A 19858-nucleotide genomic window follows, 5' to 3' on the forward strand; every position below is an offset into this window, starting at 1 on the left:
TATAGCACGAGCTAAATAACTCTCAATCTAAAATGCCCGAATGACTCAAAGCATCATAAGCAATCATTTTACAATCCTGATCCCTAAATGCGATAAAACCGCCATTCAATACCGTTTCACGCTGATTATATAAAAATGGCTTTCCAGCCAAGGTCATTAAACCACCACCAATACTTTCTAAGAAGGCTTGCCCCGAACTGGTGTCCCATTCAGAAGTTGGATGAAAGCGCGGATAAATATCAATTTCACCCTCTAGCATCATACAAAACTTATATGCACTCCCCGCTTCACGACGAATCACTTCATGCTGCTGCAAAATCGGTTCAATAAAATTTTTATATTTGGGGTTTTTACTATTGTGGCTCAGCCCTACCTGAATCGGTGCTGTATTATCATGTTTTTCAATTTGATATTGAAACCATTCTTGGCGGCTAAAACTGTATTTATATGGAAGTTGTGAATGATAACCAATGTACATCTCTTGCTCACATGGCACAGCGATGATCGCAAATGTGGTCTGATGATTTTCAATCAAACTGAGATTGATGGTGAATTCATCACGTTCATGAATAAACTCTTTAGTACCATCTAATGGATCAAGCATCCAACAACGTGGCCATGCTTGTCGGGCTGAATAATCACTCTCTTCTGATAAAACAGGTAAATCAGGGGTAATTTCAGCTAAACGCTTCAATATAAAGTGATTTACTTTCAAATCTGCCTGTGTCACAGGAGAATCATCACTTTTTTCCTGAATATTAAACTCACCACCCGCACAATAATTTTGATATTCTTCCAGTAATATTTGACTGGCCTGCGCCATAATTGGAACAAGTTGCAAGATGATGTGATCTTGTGGGGCAAGCGTTTTAATAAACATAGATTAACCTTATGTCATATTCAGATTTACAGCAGCCAACGATCATGTTTGATATGGATGGCACATTACTTGATTTAGCTTTTGATGATTTTATCTGGAATCATTGTTTGCCTGAGCGCCACGCTCAAGTCCATCAATGCAGCATTGAGCAAAGTCAACAGACACTATTTCAATTCTACCAACAACATAAGCATACACTATCTTGGTATTCTTCGGCATATTGGACGGCTAAAGTCGGTGTTGATGTATTGCAACTACAATATGAGCATCGAGATAAAATCCAAGCGCGTATTGGTTGCCATCAACTTCTCGAAAAGCTGACTGCGCAAGGTTATCGTTGCTGGTTATTGACCAATGCTGATCGAGCTGGATTACAGCTTAAACTTGAAAATGTTGAACTTAGCCCTTACTTTGAACTAATGATCAGTAGCGAGGAGTTAGGCTACGCCAAAGAAGATGTAGAATTTTGGCAGAAGCTTCAACAACTTCACCCTTTTGATCCTGCTCGTGCGGTATTTATAGATGATACCGTTGCAGTGCTTAAAGGTGCAGAAAATTTTGGTATCACCCAGTTATTTAGTATCTTACAACCCTCTAGCAGTAAAGCTGCAAGAGTCGCAACTGAGCTACCATATCCTGCCCTTGACCATTTAACTGAACTCTTTGATTATCTTGAAAACACACAGGTAATAGATGCCAAAACAGCATGAACCAACAAGCATGGATGCCATGCGGATTGATAAATGGCTTTGGGCTGCACGTTTCTTTAAAACTCGCTCAATCGCTAAAGCTGCCATAGAAGGCGGAAAAGTACATCACAACAATGAGCGCGTCAAAGTATCAAGAGATGTGCGTGTTGGGATGCAACTCACCATTCAACAAGGTTTTGAGAAAAAAACGGTACTGGTAAAAGCCCTTTCAGCTGTACGCGGTGGCGCGCCAATGGCACAGCAACTTTATGAAGAAACCACTGAAAGTATCGAAAAACGAGAGTTGCAAGCCTCACAGCGAAAATTGCATAATCTAGCCCGACCAGATCATCGACCGAGTAAAAAAGATCGTCGAGATATCAATCGTTTTAAACAGGAAAATACGCAATCATGGACATTCCCTGACGAGTAAAATTTCCGAATTATAGGTGCGTCATCTCGTGTCGCATAGACACAGATACGATGTAGAATAAACCACTAGAATCTGCCACTATACTCAAGTCCCAACAAGTTGAGATTCAATACATCCACTTGGGTTAGTCGTTAAGAAGATAAAGTTTTGAGGTTTTGAGATGGATGATAATAAAAGCAAAGCGTTACAAGCTGCATTGAGCCAAATTGAGAAACAGTTTGGCAAAAATACAGTCATGCGCTTAGGCGATAATACGGTACTAGCAGTTGAAGCTGTTTCTACAGGTTCTCTAACGCTAGATATCGCGTTAGGGATTGGCGGATTACCTAAAGGTCGTATCATCGAAATTTACGGCCCAGAATCATCTGGTAAAACCACTATGACATTGCAAGCCATTGCACAATGTCAAAAAACTGGCGGTACATGTGCCTTTATCGATGCTGAGCATGCATTAGATCCTGAATATGCACGTAAACTCGGTGTAGATATTGATAACCTACTGGTTTCTCAACCAGACAATGGCGAACAAGCCTTAGAAATCGCAGACATGCTCGTTCGCTCGGGTGCGATTGATATGATCGTTGTCGACTCAGTAGCTGCCCTCACCCCGAAAGCCGAAATTGAAGGTGAAATGGGCGACTCCCACATGGGCTTACAAGCACGTTTGATGAGTCAGGCTTTGCGTAAAATCACAGGTAATGCAAAACGCTCAAACTGCATGGTGATCTTCATTAACCAAATTCGTATGAAGATCGGTGTAATGTTTGGTAGCCCTGAAACCACAACAGGTGGTAATGCACTTAAATTCTATGCGTCTGTTCGCTTAGACATTCGTCGTATCGGTGCAGTCAAAGAAGGCGATGAAATTACGGGTAATGAAACAAGAGTTAAAGTTGTTAAAAACAAAATGGCGCCGCCTTTTAGAGAAGCTGTTTTCCAGATCATGTATGGCAAAGGCACCAACCAATTGGGTGAACTCGTTGATCTAGCAGTTCAACAAGAAATTGTCCAAAAAGCAGGTGCATGGTATTCATACAAGGGCAACAAGATCGGCCAAGGTAAAAACAACGTGATTCGTCATTTTGAAGAGAATCCGCTTATTGCTCAAGAGATCGAGAAGCTTATTCGTGAACTGCTTTTAACCAAAAATAAAGAAACAGTGCAAACTGAAGATGAAAAAGAGCCAGATTTGTTAGAAAGCTAAGCCAAAACGCCCTTCGGGGCGTTTTTATTTCAGAGGAAAGAATGTTTAACACCCATAAGTCCGACAAGCCTAAAACACTTACAGGACAAAGACTCCGCTCCTATGCTTTTGCTCTATTGACTCGCCGTGATTATTCACAGGCTGAGCTCATTGAGCGTCTCAACCGATATGCAGCTAACCCAGAAGAAGTGAATACTTTAGTTGCAGAATTAGCGCAGCAAAACTATCAGAGTGATCAACGTGTAGCCGAACTCACGCTTGCAAGCCAAATTCGAAAAGGAAAAGGTTTACAGCGCATTAAACAGGCGCTAAAAAGCAAACAACTCGATGCTGAACTGATTACAGATGAATTAAATGAAGTTAACTGGCTTGAGCAAGCGTATCAACTAAAGATCAAAAAATTTGGACAAGAAATTACCAAGGATCCAAAAATCAAGGCAAAGCAGATTCGTTTTTTACAGTATCGAGGTTTTGATATGGATGTGATTCTAAAAGTGATTGCTCGAACGAGCGATGAAGAATAAGTAGAAATAAAAAAATGGTGGCAACCCTACCAGCATGACTTCGGCACATCATAATTCTACTACCGTTGCTACCTTCCGGTCCTGGCGGGGTTCGTAGAGTACAATTGCGAAGCTACCAGCAGGGCTACCATTGCAAGACAAAGTATAGAGATTTTTATGTCAGTTGCAAGACTTGTCTCTGTTTTTCAGTGAGTTTTTAGCTCAACCGTCTAATTCCTCATCAATTACCATCGTGTTAATCATCCATTTTCAAAAGATGTATAAACATTGAACAACAATAAGCCGATTCCTAGCAAAAGTGCTTGAAGATTGTAAATGCTTATTGCATTTAAACGAGTTGCTGTTTTAATGACTTAATCAGAACCTATATTCGCTGTGTTACATGTAAAGAATGAAGACTTGTTCGCTCACAGCTTTATTTTTCAACTTAATGGATAAATTTTCATGCTAAAGAAGCATTCTGTACTTTTTGTTGCCTTACTCAGCAGTGCACATTTATATGCCAATGTCCCAATTGAATCTCGAGCATTAAGCCAACAGTCTGCCAATACTGGCAATACCGCAAACGTAGGTTCAAACTTAAACTGGGATCTCATCCAAAAGAATCAAAGACTCGAAGAAGAGGTTCGTAAGTTACGCGGTCAACTCGAAGAGCATGACAATGCCATTGAGCAACTCAAAAAAGAACTCACAAATCGCTATACGGATTTAGATCAGCGTTTAGAACTACTATCTCAGAAGATTGATCCTCCAGAAGAACATGCAGACGAACCGATTGATGCTTCACAACCCGTTTCAAATACCGTTACTGCAAGCACACCAGTTGAAGCACAGCCTCAACCAAGTACAGCAGCAGCCAATATCAATGCAAACAATCAACTAGAGTTAGAAAAAGCTGCGTATACGGTGGCATTAGATGCATACAAACAAGGTGGCGCGAAACAAGCCATTCAGCCGATGCAAAATTTCATTAAAAACCATCCCAACGGAATTTATATTGGGAATGCATATTTTTGGCTGGCAGAGTTTTATCTCGCGATTACTCCAGCCAACTATACTGCTGCCAAACAAAACTATAATACCGTCGTAGATAAATATCCAAATTCTGCGAGAGCCTCACGCGCCCTATATCAACTGTATAGCATCGCAACTGAAGTAGATAAGAATACAGCGCAAGCAAATCAATATAAAACCAAATTGTTGGCTCAATACCCGCAATCAGAAGAAGCTAAATTTATCCAAAAGAAATAATTTTCATCACTGCATAAAAAAGCCAGTTTTCTCAAACTGGCTTTTTTACTTCAATCAAACTTATTTGATTTCTGCTTGCGATTTTAAATATTCAGTATAGTCATCCAGAATTTGTTGTCCGCGGAACTGCTGATAAAGCTTTCTCAACTCTTTCAACTCTTCTGCTGGCAAACCACTTGCTATACTGCTATCAACTTTTGAAACGGCAACAATCACTAGCTCGTTTGGTAGCTTCGTCGCTGTTGCAGACCACATTCCGTCTTTGCTTGGTGCTGCAAGACTAAATGCAGCTCGCTCAATCGCACGTTTCAAGCCTTGAGAGCGCGCAAATGTACCTGCATTTTCAAAAGTCACTTGTGATTTTGCAATCACTTTGGCAGCTGGTTGAGTCTTAAAGTCAGCTAAGGTTGTCGCAACTTTTGCTTGGGCTGCTTTATAAGCCTTCTCTTCAATCACTTTCGCCTTCACCTCTGCTGTGACTTGTGTCAAAGGTTTCGTACCTGCTGGATGATAATCACGAACTTTAATCCAAATGGTATCTCCATTCGCCAATTGGATACTAGATGATGCATTTCGATCACCATTTTTCACATCATCACTAAACAGTTTTGCTTTAACACTTAAATCACTTAACACTGGATCTTGTGTTGCTAAAGTCACTGTTTTAGCAGATTGAATACGCGCACCTTTAACCTCTTGCGCAACCACATCTAAAGAGTCACCACCTACAACCATTTCATTTAAGTTATTGACTGTGTCACTAAACAAGTTAGCGACCTTAGTTTTTTCAACTTCTGCGGTTAAACGTGCTTTTTCAGATTCAAACGATGGAATGTTTGCTTCGGGTGCATTTGTCTCAATAATATGGTAGCCATACTGCGTTTTTACAGGTTTAGAAATTTGTCCATTTTTCAAGCCATTTACAGCACTATCAAAATCAGCTGAGAAAGCACCAGGTGCATAAGCTTCAACCAAACCACCTTGCCCTTTTGAGCTAGGGTCATCAGAGAATTGTGCCGCAGCTTGTGCAAATGTCATCCCTGCTTGGATTTTGGCATAAACGTCATTCGCAAGCTTTTGAGCAGCAGCATCACCGCGCTCATCAGCAGTAATCAAGATATGCTTAACTTCACGCTTTACATCTTTTTGTTGTTTTTCCACAAATGCTGCATAAGCTTGTTTTAAATCTGCCTCTGTTACTGCTAGATTTGCTTGAGGAAGCAACGCTGGACTTAGAACCACATAATCCACATCAACACTTGCAACTTGCTTAAATTCATTTTTATGCTTGTTGTAGTAATCAGAGATTTCTTGGTTTGTCGCTGTTACCCCTTTCTTGTAGTCATCTAATTTGATACTTGCTAAATGCAATGTGCGCTGTTCTGTTTGCAGATTTGCTAATTGCTGCAAATCAGACTGACTGACCAATGCATACTCCATCAGCGTTGATGAAACCATCTTCAACGCATGATCTTGGCGCAGACTCGCGATCAAGCCCTGATTGGTCATGCCAGCAGAGCGTAAATAGTTTTCGTATAATTGTTGAGAAAATTTTCCATTTTCCTGAAAACCAGGCTGTTGAGCCAACATTTGCTCAAGCTGCACATCACTTAAAGAGATACCTAATTTATCTGCTTGTTGCGACAACAAACTACGTGCAACAAGTGCATCTAATGCTTTTTCCTGAATAACAGGAAGATTCAACAGTGACTCATCGCCCTGAACCAAAGATAAATATTGATCTTTATAATTTTTGATCGCACTTTCTAATTCTTTCTTAGAAATATCCTGACCATTTACCGATTTGGCAACATCTACTCTATTGCCGCCACTAAAATATCCTTCAATACCTACAAGTGCTAAAGGGGTCAAAAACAAAACTAATAGGACTTTGCCAAGCCAACCCTTAATGACTGTACGAAATGATTCCATAAGTATTCCAATATTTTATTTCGGGGCAATTTTAACTGAAAAACCAAAGTGAATGAATGCCGAATGAGGATCAAATTAATTTTTTCATTCGATAAATAAAAAACGCACCCAAAATGGTGCGTTTATTGATTTAGAAAGATTACGCAACCGAATCTTTTAAACCCTTACCAGCTTTGAAGCTAGGTACTTTGCTTGCTTTGATTTGAAGCTCTTCACCAGTTTTAGGATTACGACCAGTACGTGCAGCTCGTTCTTTTACGCTAAAAGTACCGAAACCAACTAAAGTAACCGTATCACCTTTTTTAAGTGCTTCAGTGATTGATGCGATTGTCGCGTCAAGTGCCTTACCAGCATCCGACTTAGACACTCCCCCTTTTTCAGCGATCGCATCAATTAATTCTGATTTATTCATGATAAAAAATATCCTCTTAATATCGTTTGTTAAGATCCAAGGCTATAGTTTAAAAGGCCATGCAGCCTTTATAGCAATGCTTTAGGGGAGAACGCAATACTAGAAAGACCTTTTAATTAAAATAAATACCGAAATACGACATAAACGGACGAGTTGCTCGCAATTTTTTTACTTTTTATTCAATTTAGCCTTAAGTTGATCATTTTCTTCGATTAAAGCATCGACTTTAATATGTAGTTGCACCAATAACTGTTCGATATGCTGAAGATCCTTCGGCGTCACTAATCCAATTCGATTTAAAGAGTGATTCACCCCACTATCTAAAATCTTTTCAACCTTATCTTTGGTATCCGTGACAGACTCTTTTGCTTTTTCTGTAACCTTACCTACAGTATTGTCAGCAAAATCTACTGTCTTTGACTCCAACTCTTCGCCAACTTTAACCAATGAGTCGAATAATTTATTTCCTTCTTCCTCAGCGCGAGAAAAAGCCCCTAAACCTGCTAGCCAAATTTGTTGTGTGTATTTTTTAAAATCGAGTGCCGATTTCTTGGAACTCTTTGATTTTAGCTTAGTTCCTGCCTCTGTTTCTTCACTCACATTTTCTCTACTTGCCTTATCCATGAACCATTACTCCTAAGCACTTTACAAACAACATGTCGTATTTAACCATAAAAATGTTTTTATAATATCAAAATTAGGACTTGATCGTTTTAAAAAACTGTTCTACAAAGCAATATAGTCGTGTAAATTGTTTTTAACAGTTGAGTAAGGATACTCAAGTTTACAGGCTTTGTTTTTTGGACTAACTGGTAAGGAAAAAGAGACTTATGCGTGATACGCAACAAAGACATAAACACCCACATTTGTTGCTAAACATTGTCATCATTGTTTTAGAAACTTTTTTCTCTTTCATCCTCACACATGATGCTGCACTACGCTTGCAAGCAAAAAAGTTAATTGATCAAAAAATTACGATTCGTATTAACAGCTACATTCCTTTCTTTGACTTTTATATTCAATTCACAGAAAAAGGCCTGTTGTTTGATATGAAAGCACTCGATCGAAAAGTAGATTTAGAAATTAATAGCACACTTATTGATCTGATTAAGATCTTCGTGTTTAACAATCAACGTAGTATTAACAATATGCGTATTTTAGGCGATGCAACGCTCGCTGAACAATTTACCGATTTAGTTCCGCATTTCACTTTATCGAGCATATTGGTTAACTGGAAACAATGGTTGAACAGCTTTGGTGATGATGCAGATACAATTGCGTCGCAGCATCGTATTGCCCCATTACTCGACAAAATTGATCAACAACGTTCCGAAATCAACACATTACTTGTAGAGGTAAAGCAACATCAAAATCGTATTCTCCGTCTACAAAAACGGCAACGTTTGATCAATATCGGCTTCGCTGTATTGAGCTTTATTTTTATTGCTTTTTTTGTTTATAATGCGTGGATACAATAAATCCAAGTTAATTTACTTTTCACCTGCACAATGGCAATTAAAAAACTTGACTATTTTAGTCGGAATTCATAAAATTTAGACATCTAGTCTAACCATGTGTATCGAATCATGCGCCTTACTACTCGCGGTCGTTACGCAGTGACTGCTCTACTTGATTTAGCTTTGCAGCCAACTGAACAAACGATCACGCTTGCTGAAATAGCAAATCGTCAATCCATCTCAGTCGCTTATCTAGAACAGTTATTCGCAAAACTCAAACGACACGGCTTAGTTTCAAGCGTTCGTGGTGCAAATGGCGGATATCACCTTGCCCGAAAAGCAAGTGAAATCACAGTACTAGCAATTATTGAAGCTGTAAATGAAACTGTCGATGCGACACGTTGCGACCATAAAGGTAACTGCCAAAATGGTGCAATGTGTTTAACGCATGACTTATGGCAAGAACTCTCCCACCATATTGCCGATTATCTTGCAAAAATCACTCTTGCCGATCTAATCGCTCGTGACAACGTGCAAACCGTTGCAGTCCGCCAAAATTCAGTAAGTTTAGATTCAGCCCTTCTATCGGTTACAGGTATTTGACATGAAACGTCCAATTTATCTTGATTACGCAGCAACCACTCCCGTACTTCCTGAAGTTGCGGAACGTATGATGGAATGCTTAACCTTCGAAGGGTCTTTCGGTAACCCTGCTTCACGTTCGCATGCCTATGGTTGGCAAGCTGAAGAAAAAGCTGAATATGCACGTGAGCAAGTTGCGAATCTAATCAAAGCAGATCCACGCGAAATCGTTTGGACTTCAGGTGCAACTGAATCAGACAACTTGGCTCTAAAAGGGATTGCTCAATTTTACGGCTCAAGAGGCAAACACATCATCACAAGTAAAATCGAACACAAAGCAGTGTTAGATCCTTGTCGTGAACTTGAAGAACAAGGTTTTGAAATCACCTATTTAGAACCAGAACCACGCACGGGTTTAATTACCCCTGAAATGGTTCAGGCTGCATTGCGCCCAGATACGATTCTTGTTTCATTAATGATGGTCAATAACGAAATTGGTACAGTAACAGACGTTGCTGCGATCGGTGAATTGACACGTGCCAACAAAACCTTTTTCCATGTTGATGCCGCTCAAGCAGCAGGTAAAGTTGAAATTGATCTTTCAACCATGAAAATCGATTTGATGAGTTTCTCAGCACACAAAATTTATGGTCCTAAAGGTATTGGCGCACTCTTCGTTCGCCGTAGTCCACGTGTTCGCCTTAAAGCACAAGTGCACGGTGGCGGTCATGAGCGCGGTATGCGTTCGGGCACTCTAGCGACACATCAAATTGTGGGTATGGGTGAAGCTTTTGAAATTGCGGGCAAAAACCTGCAAGCAGAACAAACGCGTATTCGTCAGCTACGTGACAAGTTATGGAATGGCTTACAAGACCTTGAACAAGTGTTTTTAAATGGCCACCAGACTCAAAGCGTTGCAAATTATTTAAATGTCAGCTTCAACTTTGTTGAAGGTGAATCCCTAATGATGGCACTAAAAGATGCAGCGGTTTCAAGTGGTTCTGCTTGTACCTCTGCAACACTAGAACCATCATACGTTTTACGTGCTTTAGGTTTATCTGATGAGTTAGCACATAGTTCTATCCGTTTTAGTTTTGGTAAGTACACAACTGAAGCAGATATCGACCACGTGTTAACAATTACCAAAGCTGCTGTTGAGAAATTGCGTGAACTTTCTCCGCTTTGGGATATGTATAAAGAAGGTATTGACCTTTCAACAGTTGAGTGGGCTGAACACTAATTCATTGAACTCTTCATTGAAAATAGCGTTTTAACCCTCATATTAATATTAGGCTGACCCCGAGGTTTGGAGAAGCGACATGGCTTATAGTGAAAAGGTAATTGATCATTACGAAAATCCTCGTAATGTTGGTGTTTTAGATAAAAATGCTGAAAATGTAGGTACAGGTATGGTTGGCGCACCAGCATGCGGCGATGTCATGCGTCTACAAATTCAAGTCGATGACAATGGTGTTATTGAAGAAGCGCGCTTTAAGACTTATGGCTGTGGTTCTGCAATTGCATCAAGCTCCCTTGTAACCGAATGGTTAAAAGGCAAGACACTAGATCAAGCTCAAGCAATCAAAAATATTGATATTGCTACTGAGTTAGCACTTCCACCAGTAAAAGTACACTGTTCTGTATTGGCTGAAGATGCGATTAAAGCTGCGATTGAAGATTATCGCGGCAAAAAAGTTAAAGCTTAATTGATGACCGATCAAACATTGGAGTTTTCATGATCCATTTAACTGAAAATGCTGCAGCTCATATCAGCAATTACCTTCAAAATCGAGGTAAAGGTGAAGGCATTCGTGTTGGTGTGAAAACTTCAGGTTGTTCTGGCTTGGCTTATGTGCTCGAATTTGTTGATGACATAGACACACATGATCAAATTTTCGAACAATCTGGTGTTAAAGTTTTTGTCGACCCTAAAAGCTTAGTTTATCTCGATGGTTTAGAAATGGACTACGTGAAAAACGGCTTAAATGAAGGCTTTGAATTTAGCAACCCAAATCAAAAAGGTGAATGTGGCTGCGGTGAATCCTTTACTGTTTAATCCCACTCTCCTTTCTTTCTTCTCGTCAAAACAGTGTGTTCCGCACTGTTTTAACGTATTTAACAATAGCGGAATTCATCTCCCATGAATCATTTTGAGCTGTTCTTATTACCCGAAGCACTCGATATAGATTTAGCAGCTTTAAAAAAACAGTTTTTAAGTTTGCAACAGCAATATCATCCAGACAAGACGAGTGATAAAGATCAAGCTTTGATCAAGTCCAGTGACATCAATCAAGCGTATAAAGTGTTATCACATGTTGATAGCCGCGCTGCGTATTTGCTTGGCTTAAAAAAACAAGATCATCATCTTGATCAATCCATCAATGATTTTGAGTTCTTGCAATCTGCACTGGAAATGCGTGAGCAACTCGATGAAGCAACATCGACAGATCAACTCCACACCTTAAAAATAGATATTCAACAGTGGATTGATAGCTTAGTGCGCGAGTTTAAAATCGATTACGCGGAAGAAGACTGGGCTGAGGCACGCGATACCGTACGTAAGCTACGTTTCTTCCAACGTGTTATGAATGATATTGATAAAGCTGAAGATCGCATGTTCGATGCAGAAGATAGCTTCGATTTAGACGATGATTTTTAGTCCGCTTTAACCGATTATTTTCAAGGGATAACTCACGCATGGCACTTTTGCAAATTGCTGAACCTGGTCAATCTACTGCCCCGCATCAACACCGTATTGCGATTGGCATTGACTTAGGGACAACCCACTCTTTAGTGGCGACAGTGCTATCGGGAAAACCGAAAGTTCTACAAGATGAAAAAAATAGAGTGTTATTACCCTCTATCGTTCATTATGCAAAGGATATAACAACGTTTGGTTATGAAGCCAAACCCTTTATGATGACCGATCCCAAAAACACTATCGTTTCAGTTAAACGATTTATGGGCCGTTCACAGTCTGATATTAAATTCCAGCATCCCTACACACTTGTTGGTGCTGAAAATGAAATGCCAGCTTTTGAAACGCCAGCGGGTCGCAAAACTCCCGTTGAGATTTCTGCTGAGATTTTAAAAAATCTCAAAGAACGCGCAGAAGCAAGCCTAAATAATCCAGTCAATGGTGCAGTCATTACCGTTCCTGCTTATTTCGATGAGGCACAACGTCAAGCAACACGTGATGCAGCTCAACTTGCTGGCTTAAATGTATTACGCTTGTTGAATGAGCCAACTGCTGCTGCTGTTGCTTACGGTCTTGACCAAGAAACTAATCTGAGCACAGATCGTAACTACGTCATTTATGATTTAGGTGGCGGTACATTTGACGTGTCTATTTTGCGTTTTTCGCAAGGTGTATTTGAAGTATTGGCAACTGGTGGACACACTGCGCTTGGCGGTGATGATCTAGACCGTCTCATCGTGAAATGGGCCAAAAATCAACTCAATATTGAGACACTCAATGATGAAGAATATGCCGTTTTTATTGTTGCCGCTCGCCAAGCAAAAGAATATTTAACAGATCACGAATCTGCTGAATTAAAACTATTAGATGACCGCCTGACGCTAGACCGCACAACTTTTGAATCAATCATTCAAGTTGCACTCGATAAAACCATAAGCGTATGTAAGCGCGTTTTACGTGATGCAAAACTTAAATTAGACGATATTGAAAATGTAGTCTTAGTTGGTGGTTCAACACGCTCTTATGCTGTTAAAAAAGCAGTCGCTGAATTGTTTGAACGTGAACCATTGTGTACGATAAATCCAGATGAAGTCGTTGCAATTGGTGCATCGATTACAGCTAATCAACTGATTGGAAATAGTCAGGATGGCTCGCTACTCCTCGATGTAACCCCACTTTCGCTGGGCTTAGAAACCATGGGTGGCTTAGTTGAACGCTTGATCTCACGTAACACTGCGATTCCAGTGGCTCGCCGTCAAGAGTTCACGACCTATCAAGATGGTCAAACAGCAATGTTGATTCATGTGGTTCAAGGTGAGCGTGATTTGGTAGAACACTGCCGTTCATTAGGACGTTTTGTTTTACATGACATTCCACCGATGACTGCTGGACAAGCTCGCATTGAGGTGACGTTCCAAGTCGATGCAGATGGACTTCTCACGGTATCCGCAAAAGAAACGACTTCTGGCGTTCAAGCTAAAATCGACATCAAACCATCTTATGGTTTGTCATCAACGGATACTGAACGCTTACTTATCGAAGGTTTCCAACATGCTGAGGAAGATAAACAACTTCGTCATTTGCAAGAAACCAAAGTTGAAGCACAGCGTGAGCTAGAAGCTTTAGAACAGGCTTTAAAAGCAGATACGGATTTATTAACGCAGCAACAAGCGCGTGATCTAATCCTCGCAGCCGAAGCATTGAAAGTTCGCCTTGAAACCAATGAACTCGAAGCGATCGAAAATGCTGTTCAACAACTTAAAATTCATAGTGATGCATTCGCTGCACTTCGTATGAACCGACATATTGACCATGCCTTAAAGGGTACAAAACTTGAAGATTGGTCAAACTCAAACTAACGGTATAGGTGATCAATATGCCACGTATTAAAGTGCTCCCTCACGCTCAAATCTGCCCTGAAGGTGCTGAATTTGAAGTCGAACACAATGCCAATTTATGCAAGAGCTTACTCAAGCAAGGCATTAAAATTGAGCATGCTTGTGATATGTCAAGTGCTTGTACGACTTGCCACGTCGTTGTTCGTAAAGGTTTTGATAGCCTTGAAGAAATGGATGATGTAGAAGCCGATTTGCTCGATCGTGCATGGGGTCTTGAACCAGATTCACGTCTATCTTGCCAAGTAGTCATCGTTGATGTAGATTTAGAAATTGAGATTCCTAAATACACCATCAACCATGCTTCGGAAAATCATTAAGTTTATTGCTTAATGATTTAAAAAAATCCTCTTTTAATCAATTCAAAAGAGGATTTTTTATTCTGTAATGAAAAATAAAATATGATCGTTCAGTGTTTATTGCTTAACTTCATCGTCCAATGTCAACTTCGGAACACCCTGCGCATTAGTAATTTTTTGATGCGTCTGAATGCGCTCAATCATAGTTTCTAGAATCTCAACCAACTCAGGATATTCATAGTTTTGGACTTCCTCTAGGTTCAAGACCAAATGGAAACCCTTATAATCATAATCGAACCATTTTTGTGTATCAGATTTCTTGCCTGTAAACTTCTCCATCACTTGCCAAGTTTTAACAGGTCCTTGAATCCCTTTTAAGTAGATCGGAACTTTAGGCACGCACAAAAATTCACTTTTGATAAGTTGATGTGTGTCATCGGCAATGAGTATCTCGTCCACTTCTGCGGCAGATTGTAATCGTGATGCCAAATTCACATCGCGCCCGACGATCGTATACGCCATACGATGCGATGCACCATAATTACCTACGTGGCAATAGCCCGTACTAATTCCCATGCGGATATGCAGCGCTGGATAGCCCATTTTCTTCCACCGCTCACGCAACAGTTTCATTTGTTGACGCATCGCAATTGCCATTTCCACGCATGATTTTGCATCTTGTTCTGTGCCCTGCGAGTTTGGATCGCCAAAGAAAATGAGAATGGCATCTCCCATAAACTTATCAACAGTAGCTTCATATTGTTTGGCGATTTCAGTCATATGACTCAAATAGTCATTGAGTAAAAAAGCCAAATCATCTGGAATAAGCGTTTCAGATAGCTCGGTAAAACCTTGTATGTCAGAGAAGAAAATGGTGAGTTTTTTACGTTTATATTCAATTTTTGCTTCGGCTTCACCGCGCATAATCGACTGCCACAGTTGTAGTGGCGCGTAGCGACTTAACTGATTTGCAAAAGCAATATAGCGTGTCATTTGATTATGATAATGCTGGCGCTGTTGACCCAAGACACTCAATCGACGATGCTGGTAATAATTTCCAATGACGATAAATACCATTAAACCCAGCAAACTCACCACGGTCAGTTCTGGATTGGTCGGCTCAAAATACTGTTCAGAACCAAATATAAAAAAGGTACTAAAATAAAATGTAATGACACCGATAAGCCCGATCAGACAAGCAATCGGTAAAGAAATTCTATTGTTCAATCCAACATATAATAAGGCAAAAATAATAACAAAGGTTGGAACTAAACTTAGATGAAGTGCAGCGAGAACGATTGAGACGATGATCGCCTCATTGGCGAAATACACATTTTTTTCAGTTTTTTTGTCGTATTTATATTGCAGCCATTTTTCGAGTCGTGGACAAAATAAAAAATAAATCAATAATAAAGGGAGGATATAAAGTTGATAGTTAGCACTCGATGAGGTAAATGTATAAATTACCAAAATTAGTGACAGAATCGAATATCCCATCAAACGATGAAAGTAAGCGAACTGTCTAGGTTCTTTATCAATCAACCTGTCTAGCGACACTCTATCCTCCTTTCTTATTATAGAATACTATTTTTCTTCTATTTTTTAGATCAGTCCATGCGCCAATCGAATGGCATATCGCCTTGTCCACGTAGTGCAAGCATCAATGTTTGGCGCATATGCGCGAGCACATCATTGCTATAAGGGACTGCTGGATTTCCCCAAACTGGTTTAGGCCATGCAACATCGTTTTGATAACGTACAACATGATGAAAATGCAATTGAGGTACAACATTGCCTAACGCGGCAACATTCATTTTATCCGCACGGAATACACGCGAAAGTTGGCTAGATAACCAGCTTGATTCACGCAAAAACTGTTCCTGATCTGCTTGGCTGAGTTCATATAACTCTGTAATTCCTGGTACGCGTGGCACAAGAATTAACCAAGGAAATTGCATATCATTCATTAAACGACATGTTGAAAGCGGGAAATCGCCTACAAAAAATGTATCTTGAGCAAGTTGGGGATGCAAACTAAACATATCTTTATAAATGATGCAGAATAATGATGATCAATACTACCACATCAGTTCTGATGTGAATATTCTAAGTAGGCTATTTGATTACAAATAACAATGATTTTCCTCATTTATTGCATAAGGTTTTAATCCAAGAAATCTGCTTAGCCTACAAAAAAACAAACTTGATCAATTAACCAACAAATCATGATTTGATTCTAGCTATTCATTGCATTTAATAATTTATTCAATAAATCCATAATGAATTGAATACGCTTATCATATTCAGCAAGCTGCACCATAATTTTCAGACGTTGACCACCTTCCATCCGATAATAAGTGGGATTTTTCTGCATTAATTGAATAATGCTGACCGCTTGTACTGGGGTATCAGGTGAAAATTCAACATAGCCCCCATTGCTATTGATATCAACTTTAGTAATTCCAAGTTGTTCCGCGCTCAAACGGACTTGATGAACACTAAAGAGTTGTTTAACAGGTTGTGGTGGAATGCCAAAACGATCAATTAACTCCATGCGGATATTATTCAGCTTTTCCTGTGTATCCGTATTACTAATGCGTTTATAGAACAGTAAGCGTTGATGTACATCCCCTAAATAATCATCAGGAATCAGCGCTGGCATATGCAGATTAATCTCAGCCGTCAAGGACAACGGTGCATCAAAGTTTGGCGTTTTACCTTTCTGAATCGCTTTGGTCGCTTTTTCTAGCATTTCCATATACAAACTATATCCAATGGCATGCATTGAACCACTTTGCTGTTCACCGAGAAGTTCACCCGCACCGCGGATTTCCAAATCCTCTGTCGCCAGCATAAAACCCGCACCCAAAGTTGAGGCACGCTGAATCGCATCCAGACGTTTTTCTGCATCGCCTTTTAAGTGCTTCAACGAAGGCACAAGCAAATAAGCATATGCCTGATGATGCGAACGACCAACACGCCCTCTTAGTTGGTGTAGCTGCGCCAAACCTAACTTATCAGCACGCTCAATAATAATCGTATTGGCATTTGGAACATCAATCCCTGTTTCAATAATGGTAGAGCAAACCAGAACATTATATTCTTTGTGATAAAACTGCTGCATCACTTGCTCAAGTTCACGCTCGCGCATCTGTCCATGTGCAACGGCAACTCGTGCTTCGGGTACTAAAGTACGTATGGTTTCTGCGGCTCGCTCAATACTTTCTACTTCATTGTGCAGAAGATACACCTGACCACCACGTAACAACTCACGTAAAATTGCTTCTTTGATCGAATCATCGGTATGTTCTTGTACAAAAGTTTTGACTGCTAGGCGACGTGCAGGAGGTGTGGCAATAATTGACAAATCCCGCATGCCTGAGAAAGCCATGTTAAGCGTACGAGGAATCGGCGTTGCCGTTAAAGTCAGCATATCAACATCAGCACGTAAAGCTTTGATTCGCTCTTTGTCTCGAACACCAAAGCGGTGTTCTTCATCCACAATCATCAAACCTAGATTATTAAATTGGATATTTTCTTGTAGGATCTTATGTGTTCCCACCACGATATCGACTTTACCATCCGCCAAATCTTCGATGATTTTTAAGTGAGTTTTGTTACTGCCAAAACGAGATAAAACCTCAATTCTGACGGCGGTATCGGCAAAGCGATCCTTAAATGATTCAAAATGCTGTTGTGCCAATAAAGTCGTTGGTACAAGTACAGCAACTTGTTTGCCATTTTGAACAGCAACAAAGGCCGCTCGCATCGCAACTTCGGTTTTACCAAAACCAACATCACCACACACCAGCCGATCCATCGGTTTAGCCAGTTGCATATCATGCAATGTGGCATCAATGGCATTGGCTTGATCCAAGGTCTCTTCGTAGGCAAAACCACTGGAAAATTGCATATACGCCATTTGATCTAGCTCAAATGCAAAGCCCGGTTTAGCTTGACGACGAGCCTGAATATGTAACAACTCAGCAGCTACATCATGAATCTGCTCTAAAGCTTTGCGTTTTGCTTTGCTCCACGTATCTGTACCAATTTTATGTAAAGGTGCAAGATCTGGATCACCACCACTATAACGACTGATTAAATGTAAATTGGTGACGGGTACATAAATTTTCGCACTATCGGCATAATCAAGCTGTAAGAACTCATGATCCTGTCGATCGATTTCAAGTGTAATCAACCCCGCATAACGCCCCACACCATGATCAATGTGTACAACAGGCGCACCAATATTTAACTCAGTCAAACTACGGACTAAGAACTCTTCAGAAACTTCTTGTTGACGCTTTCGACGGCGTTGCACGACACGATGTTCATACAACTGATTTTCTGAAATAACAGTCAGTTGATCCGTTAACAATAACCCACGATCCAAAGGTGCATTGGTAATCGCAACACGTAATTTTTCTTTTTGGAATTGAGCAAAACTGTCTACGGTCGTAATCTCACCCAAGGTAGAACGTAACGCATCTTTTAAGGTTTCACGACGACCCGCACTTTCAGCCACCAATAAAATAGGATGATTACTTTGATCTACATAGCGTTTGACGGCTTCAAAGGGCTGCTCTTTTTTTGGTTCAACTGCAAGTTGAGAAGGTTGCTCAGCTGCTAAGTTAAGTACGCCAGCTTTGTTCTCAAAAGCAGCAGCAGACGCAATAATGCGTGGAAGTTGATTCAATGCCTGTAAAACATGGTTTGGCATCAAAAATAATTCTTCAGGTGGAAGAATCGGTTGATCAATATTGTGACGACGATCTTCGTAACGGCGTACGACTTCTTTCCAAAAGTTGATTAACTCATCTTCAATTTCATTATTTGTAATGACAATGCAATTCTTTGGTAAGTACGTCATTAACATACTTTGTGCTTCCATTGTCTTTTTATCAAAAAACAATGGCAGGTAGAACTCCAATCCTGGCGTTGCAATCCCCTCTAGTACATCTTGATAAATGGGATTTTTCTTCGGATTGGCCGTCGGAAAACTTTCCGCATAACGATCTCTAAAAGTAGAGCGCCCTTCTTTTAAAGGAAATTCTTTTGCAGGTAAAACTGTGAAGTTTTTTAAAGATTCTGTTGTTCTTTGGGTTTCAGGATCAAAGAATTTTAGGCTTTCAATTTCATCATCGAATAGATCTATTCGAATCGGTTGTTCTTGTCCAGACGCAAAAATATCCATGATGCTGCCTCGAACAGCAAACTCACCATGGTCATAGACAGTATCGACTAAACGATAACCCGCCTGTACCAGTTGCTTCTTTTGAACATCTAAATCTAATTTTTGCCCCACTTTTATATCAAAGTGTTCGCCGACCACCCATGAATAAGGTGCGACACGTTGTGCTAAGGTACTGGCTGATACAAGTAAAATGCCTTTTTGTGGCATGTTGGATAAAATCGCCAATCGTTCTGAAACAATATCCTGATGCGGAGACAATCGGTCATAGGGTAAAATTTCCCAGTCTGGGAAAATGATTGGTTTTATGCCATAAAATTCGAGTTCACTTTCTAACTGCGCAAGATGCTGATTATTCCTCGTTACAATCACATATAGATTTGAACTTTGAGTCGCGATTTCTTTAAATAA

General features: G+C 40.1%; 19 protein-coding genes, 1 other RNA gene and 1 pseudogene. 13 read left to right on the plus strand and 8 right to left on the minus strand.

Annotated features, from left to right (window positions below; translation table 11 throughout):
* Nucleotides 1-22: 22 nt before the first annotated feature.
* Complete coding sequence (locus F991_RS11635; protein WP_004671572.1) at nucleotides 23-880, minus strand: 3'(2'),5'-bisphosphate nucleotidase CysQ family protein; 858 nt, start codon at nucleotides 878-880, stop codon at nucleotides 23-25.
* Between the two features lie 11 nt (nucleotides 881-891).
* Here F991_RS11635 and F991_RS11640 point away from each other — a divergent pair, with 11 nt between their 5' ends.
* The 4 genes from F991_RS11640 (at nucleotide 892) to F991_RS11655 (ending at nucleotide 3730) form a co-directional block, all read left to right on the plus strand.
* A complete protein-coding gene (locus tag F991_RS11640) occupies nucleotides 892-1590 on the plus strand; it encodes an HAD-IA family hydrolase (protein ID WP_004671575.1) in 699 nt (232 codons plus the stop codon).
* Entirely contained in the window at nucleotides 1574-2002 is a 429-nt protein-coding gene (locus F991_RS11645) for an RNA-binding S4 domain-containing protein (protein WP_004671577.1), read from the plus strand. Before F991_RS11640 ends, F991_RS11645 begins: the two co-directional genes overlap by 17 nt.
* A 160-nt stretch (nucleotides 2003-2162) precedes the next feature.
* Nucleotides 2163-3206 (plus strand): recombinase RecA, encoded by a 1044-nt coding sequence (recA, locus tag F991_RS11650; RefSeq protein ID WP_004671579.1) that lies wholly within the window; start codon nucleotides 2163-2165, stop codon nucleotides 3204-3206.
* Nucleotides 3207-3247: 41 nt separating this feature from the next.
* Entirely contained in the window at nucleotides 3248-3730 is a 483-nt protein-coding gene (locus F991_RS11655) for a regulatory protein RecX (RefSeq protein WP_004671581.1), read from the plus strand.
* Between the two features lie 24 nt (nucleotides 3731-3754).
* Here the strand turns inward: F991_RS11655 and ffs are convergent.
* Nucleotides 3755-3851, minus strand: an RNA gene (gene ffs, locus F991_RS17235) — signal recognition particle sRNA small type.
* 323 nt (nucleotides 3852-4174) lie between these two features.
* Between ffs and F991_RS11660 the strand changes: the two genes are divergently transcribed.
* A complete protein-coding gene (locus tag F991_RS11660) occupies nucleotides 4175-4981 on the plus strand; it encodes a YbgF trimerization domain-containing protein (RefSeq protein ID WP_004671582.1) in 807 nt (268 codons plus the stop codon).
* Between the two features lie 60 nt (nucleotides 4982-5041).
* Here the strand turns inward: F991_RS11660 and F991_RS11665 are convergent, their stop codons facing one another.
* The 3 genes from F991_RS11665 to F991_RS11675 all read right to left on the minus strand — a co-directional run bounded on the left by F991_RS11665 (nucleotide 5042) and on the right by F991_RS11675 (nucleotide 7949).
* Nucleotides 5042-6913, minus strand: a complete 1872-nt coding sequence (locus tag F991_RS11665) for a SurA N-terminal domain-containing protein (protein ID WP_004671585.1) — start codon at nucleotides 6911-6913, stop codon at nucleotides 5042-5044.
* A gap of 139 nt (nucleotides 6914-7052) precedes the next feature.
* Nucleotides 7053-7325 carry an HU family DNA-binding protein gene (locus F991_RS11670; protein ID WP_004639426.1) on the minus strand — a complete coding sequence of 91 codons (273 nt, stop codon included), beginning with the start codon at nucleotides 7323-7325 and terminating at the stop codon, nucleotides 7053-7055.
* Nucleotides 7326-7493: 168 nt separating this feature from the next.
* Complete coding sequence (locus F991_RS11675) at nucleotides 7494-7949, minus strand: phasin family protein (protein ID WP_004671587.1); 456 nt, start codon at nucleotides 7947-7949, stop codon at nucleotides 7494-7496.
* 206 nt (nucleotides 7950-8155) lie between these two features.
* On the opposite strand from F991_RS11675, the gene F991_RS11680 reads away from it, so the two are divergent.
* From F991_RS11680 to fdx, 8 genes are all read left to right on the plus strand, one after another.
* Nucleotides 8156-8803: a hypothetical protein gene (locus F991_RS11680; protein WP_004671588.1), complete on the plus strand. Its 648-nt coding sequence runs from the start codon at nucleotides 8156-8158 to the stop codon at nucleotides 8801-8803.
* A 108-nt stretch (nucleotides 8804-8911) separates the two neighbouring features.
* Nucleotides 8912-9385 carry an Rrf2 family transcriptional regulator gene (locus F991_RS11685; RefSeq protein ID WP_004671589.1) on the plus strand — a complete coding sequence of 158 codons (474 nt, stop codon included), beginning with the start codon at nucleotides 8912-8914 and terminating at the stop codon, nucleotides 9383-9385.
* Nucleotide 9386: 1 nt separating this feature from the next.
* On the plus strand, nucleotides 9387-10604 hold the full coding sequence (locus F991_RS11690) for an IscS subfamily cysteine desulfurase (protein WP_004671590.1): 1218 nt from the start codon (nucleotides 9387-9389) through the stop codon (nucleotides 10602-10604).
* A gap of 79 nt (nucleotides 10605-10683) precedes the next feature.
* On the plus strand, nucleotides 10684-11070 hold the full coding sequence (gene iscU, locus F991_RS11695; protein WP_004671591.1) for a Fe-S cluster assembly scaffold IscU: 387 nt from the start codon (nucleotides 10684-10686) through the stop codon (nucleotides 11068-11070).
* A gap of 29 nt (nucleotides 11071-11099) precedes the next feature.
* Nucleotides 11100-11420, plus strand: a complete 321-nt coding sequence (gene iscA, locus F991_RS11700) for an iron-sulfur cluster assembly protein IscA (protein WP_004671592.1) — start codon at nucleotides 11100-11102, stop codon at nucleotides 11418-11420.
* A gap of 84 nt (nucleotides 11421-11504) precedes the next feature.
* Entirely contained in the window at nucleotides 11505-12023 is a 519-nt protein-coding gene (hscB, locus tag F991_RS11705; protein ID WP_004671593.1) for a Fe-S protein assembly co-chaperone HscB, read from the plus strand.
* 38 nt (nucleotides 12024-12061) lie between these two features.
* Nucleotides 12062-13921 carry a Fe-S protein assembly chaperone HscA gene (gene hscA / locus F991_RS11710; protein ID WP_004671595.1) on the plus strand — a complete coding sequence of 620 codons (1860 nt, stop codon included), beginning with the start codon at nucleotides 12062-12064 and terminating at the stop codon, nucleotides 13919-13921.
* Nucleotides 13922-13938: 17 nt separating this feature from the next.
* Entirely contained in the window at nucleotides 13939-14277 is a 339-nt protein-coding gene (fdx, locus tag F991_RS11715; RefSeq protein WP_004671598.1) for an ISC system 2Fe-2S type ferredoxin, read from the plus strand.
* 96 nt (nucleotides 14278-14373) lie between these two features.
* On the opposite strand, the gene F991_RS11720 is transcribed toward fdx, so the two are convergent.
* The 3 genes and pseudogenes from F991_RS11720 to mfd form a co-directional block, all read right to left on the minus strand.
* Complete coding sequence (locus F991_RS11720; RefSeq protein WP_004671601.1) at nucleotides 14374-15813, minus strand: adenylate/guanylate cyclase domain-containing protein; 1440 nt, start codon at nucleotides 15811-15813, stop codon at nucleotides 14374-14376.
* A gap of 50 nt (nucleotides 15814-15863) precedes the next feature.
* Nucleotides 15864-16298, minus strand: a complete 435-nt coding sequence (locus tag F991_RS11725) for an HIT domain-containing protein (protein ID WP_004671603.1) — start codon at nucleotides 16296-16298, stop codon at nucleotides 15864-15866.
* A 194-nt stretch (nucleotides 16299-16492) separates the two neighbouring features.
* Nucleotides 16493-19858 (minus strand): annotated as a pseudogene (gene mfd / locus F991_RS11730) (transcription-repair coupling factor); the annotation flags it as partial.

The sequence above is a fragment of the Acinetobacter sp. CIP-A165 genome (assembly GCF_000367985.1).
Taxonomy (GTDB): Bacteria; Pseudomonadota; Gammaproteobacteria; order Pseudomonadales; family Moraxellaceae; genus Acinetobacter.

Excerpts from the sequence above, each read along its gene's own strand:
- F991_RS11635 (WP_004671572.1), bottom strand. The coding sequence starts at position 880 with ATGTTTATTAAAACGCTTGCCCCACAAGATCACATCATCTTGCAACTT.
- F991_RS11640 (WP_004671575.1), top strand. The coding sequence starts at position 892 with ATGTCATATTCAGATTTACAGCAGCCAACGATCATGTTTGATATGGAT.
- F991_RS11645 (WP_004671577.1), top strand. The coding sequence starts at position 1,574 with ATGCCAAAACAGCATGAACCAACAAGCATGGATGCCATGCGGATTGAT.
- recA (WP_004671579.1), top strand. The coding sequence starts at position 2,163 with ATGGATGATAATAAAAGCAAAGCGTTACAAGCTGCATTGAGCCAAATT.
- F991_RS11655 (WP_004671581.1), top strand. The coding sequence starts at position 3,248 with ATGTTTAACACCCATAAGTCCGACAAGCCTAAAACACTTACAGGACAA.
- F991_RS11660 (WP_004671582.1), top strand. The coding sequence starts at position 4,175 with ATGCTAAAGAAGCATTCTGTACTTTTTGTTGCCTTACTCAGCAGTGCA.
- F991_RS11665 (WP_004671585.1), bottom strand. The coding sequence starts at position 6,913 with ATGGAATCATTTCGTACAGTCATTAAGGGTTGGCTTGGCAAAGTCCTA.
- F991_RS11670 (WP_004639426.1), bottom strand. The coding sequence starts at position 7,325 with ATGAATAAATCAGAATTAATTGATGCGATCGCTGAAAAAGGGGGAGTG.
- F991_RS11675 (WP_004671587.1), bottom strand. The coding sequence starts at position 7,949 with ATGGATAAGGCAAGTAGAGAAAATGTGAGTGAAGAAACAGAGGCAGGA.
- F991_RS11680 (WP_004671588.1), top strand. The coding sequence starts at position 8,156 with ATGCGTGATACGCAACAAAGACATAAACACCCACATTTGTTGCTAAAC.
- F991_RS11685 (WP_004671589.1), top strand. The coding sequence starts at position 8,912 with ATGCGCCTTACTACTCGCGGTCGTTACGCAGTGACTGCTCTACTTGAT.
- F991_RS11690 (WP_004671590.1), top strand. The coding sequence starts at position 9,387 with ATGAAACGTCCAATTTATCTTGATTACGCAGCAACCACTCCCGTACTT.
- iscU (WP_004671591.1), top strand. The coding sequence starts at position 10,684 with ATGGCTTATAGTGAAAAGGTAATTGATCATTACGAAAATCCTCGTAAT.
- iscA (WP_004671592.1), top strand. The coding sequence starts at position 11,100 with ATGATCCATTTAACTGAAAATGCTGCAGCTCATATCAGCAATTACCTT.
- hscB (WP_004671593.1), top strand. The coding sequence starts at position 11,505 with ATGAATCATTTTGAGCTGTTCTTATTACCCGAAGCACTCGATATAGAT.
- hscA (WP_004671595.1), top strand. The coding sequence starts at position 12,062 with ATGGCACTTTTGCAAATTGCTGAACCTGGTCAATCTACTGCCCCGCAT.
- fdx (WP_004671598.1), top strand. The coding sequence starts at position 13,939 with ATGCCACGTATTAAAGTGCTCCCTCACGCTCAAATCTGCCCTGAAGGT.
- F991_RS11725 (WP_004671603.1), bottom strand. The coding sequence starts at position 16,298 with ATGTTTAGTTTGCATCCCCAACTTGCTCAAGATACATTTTTTGTAGGC.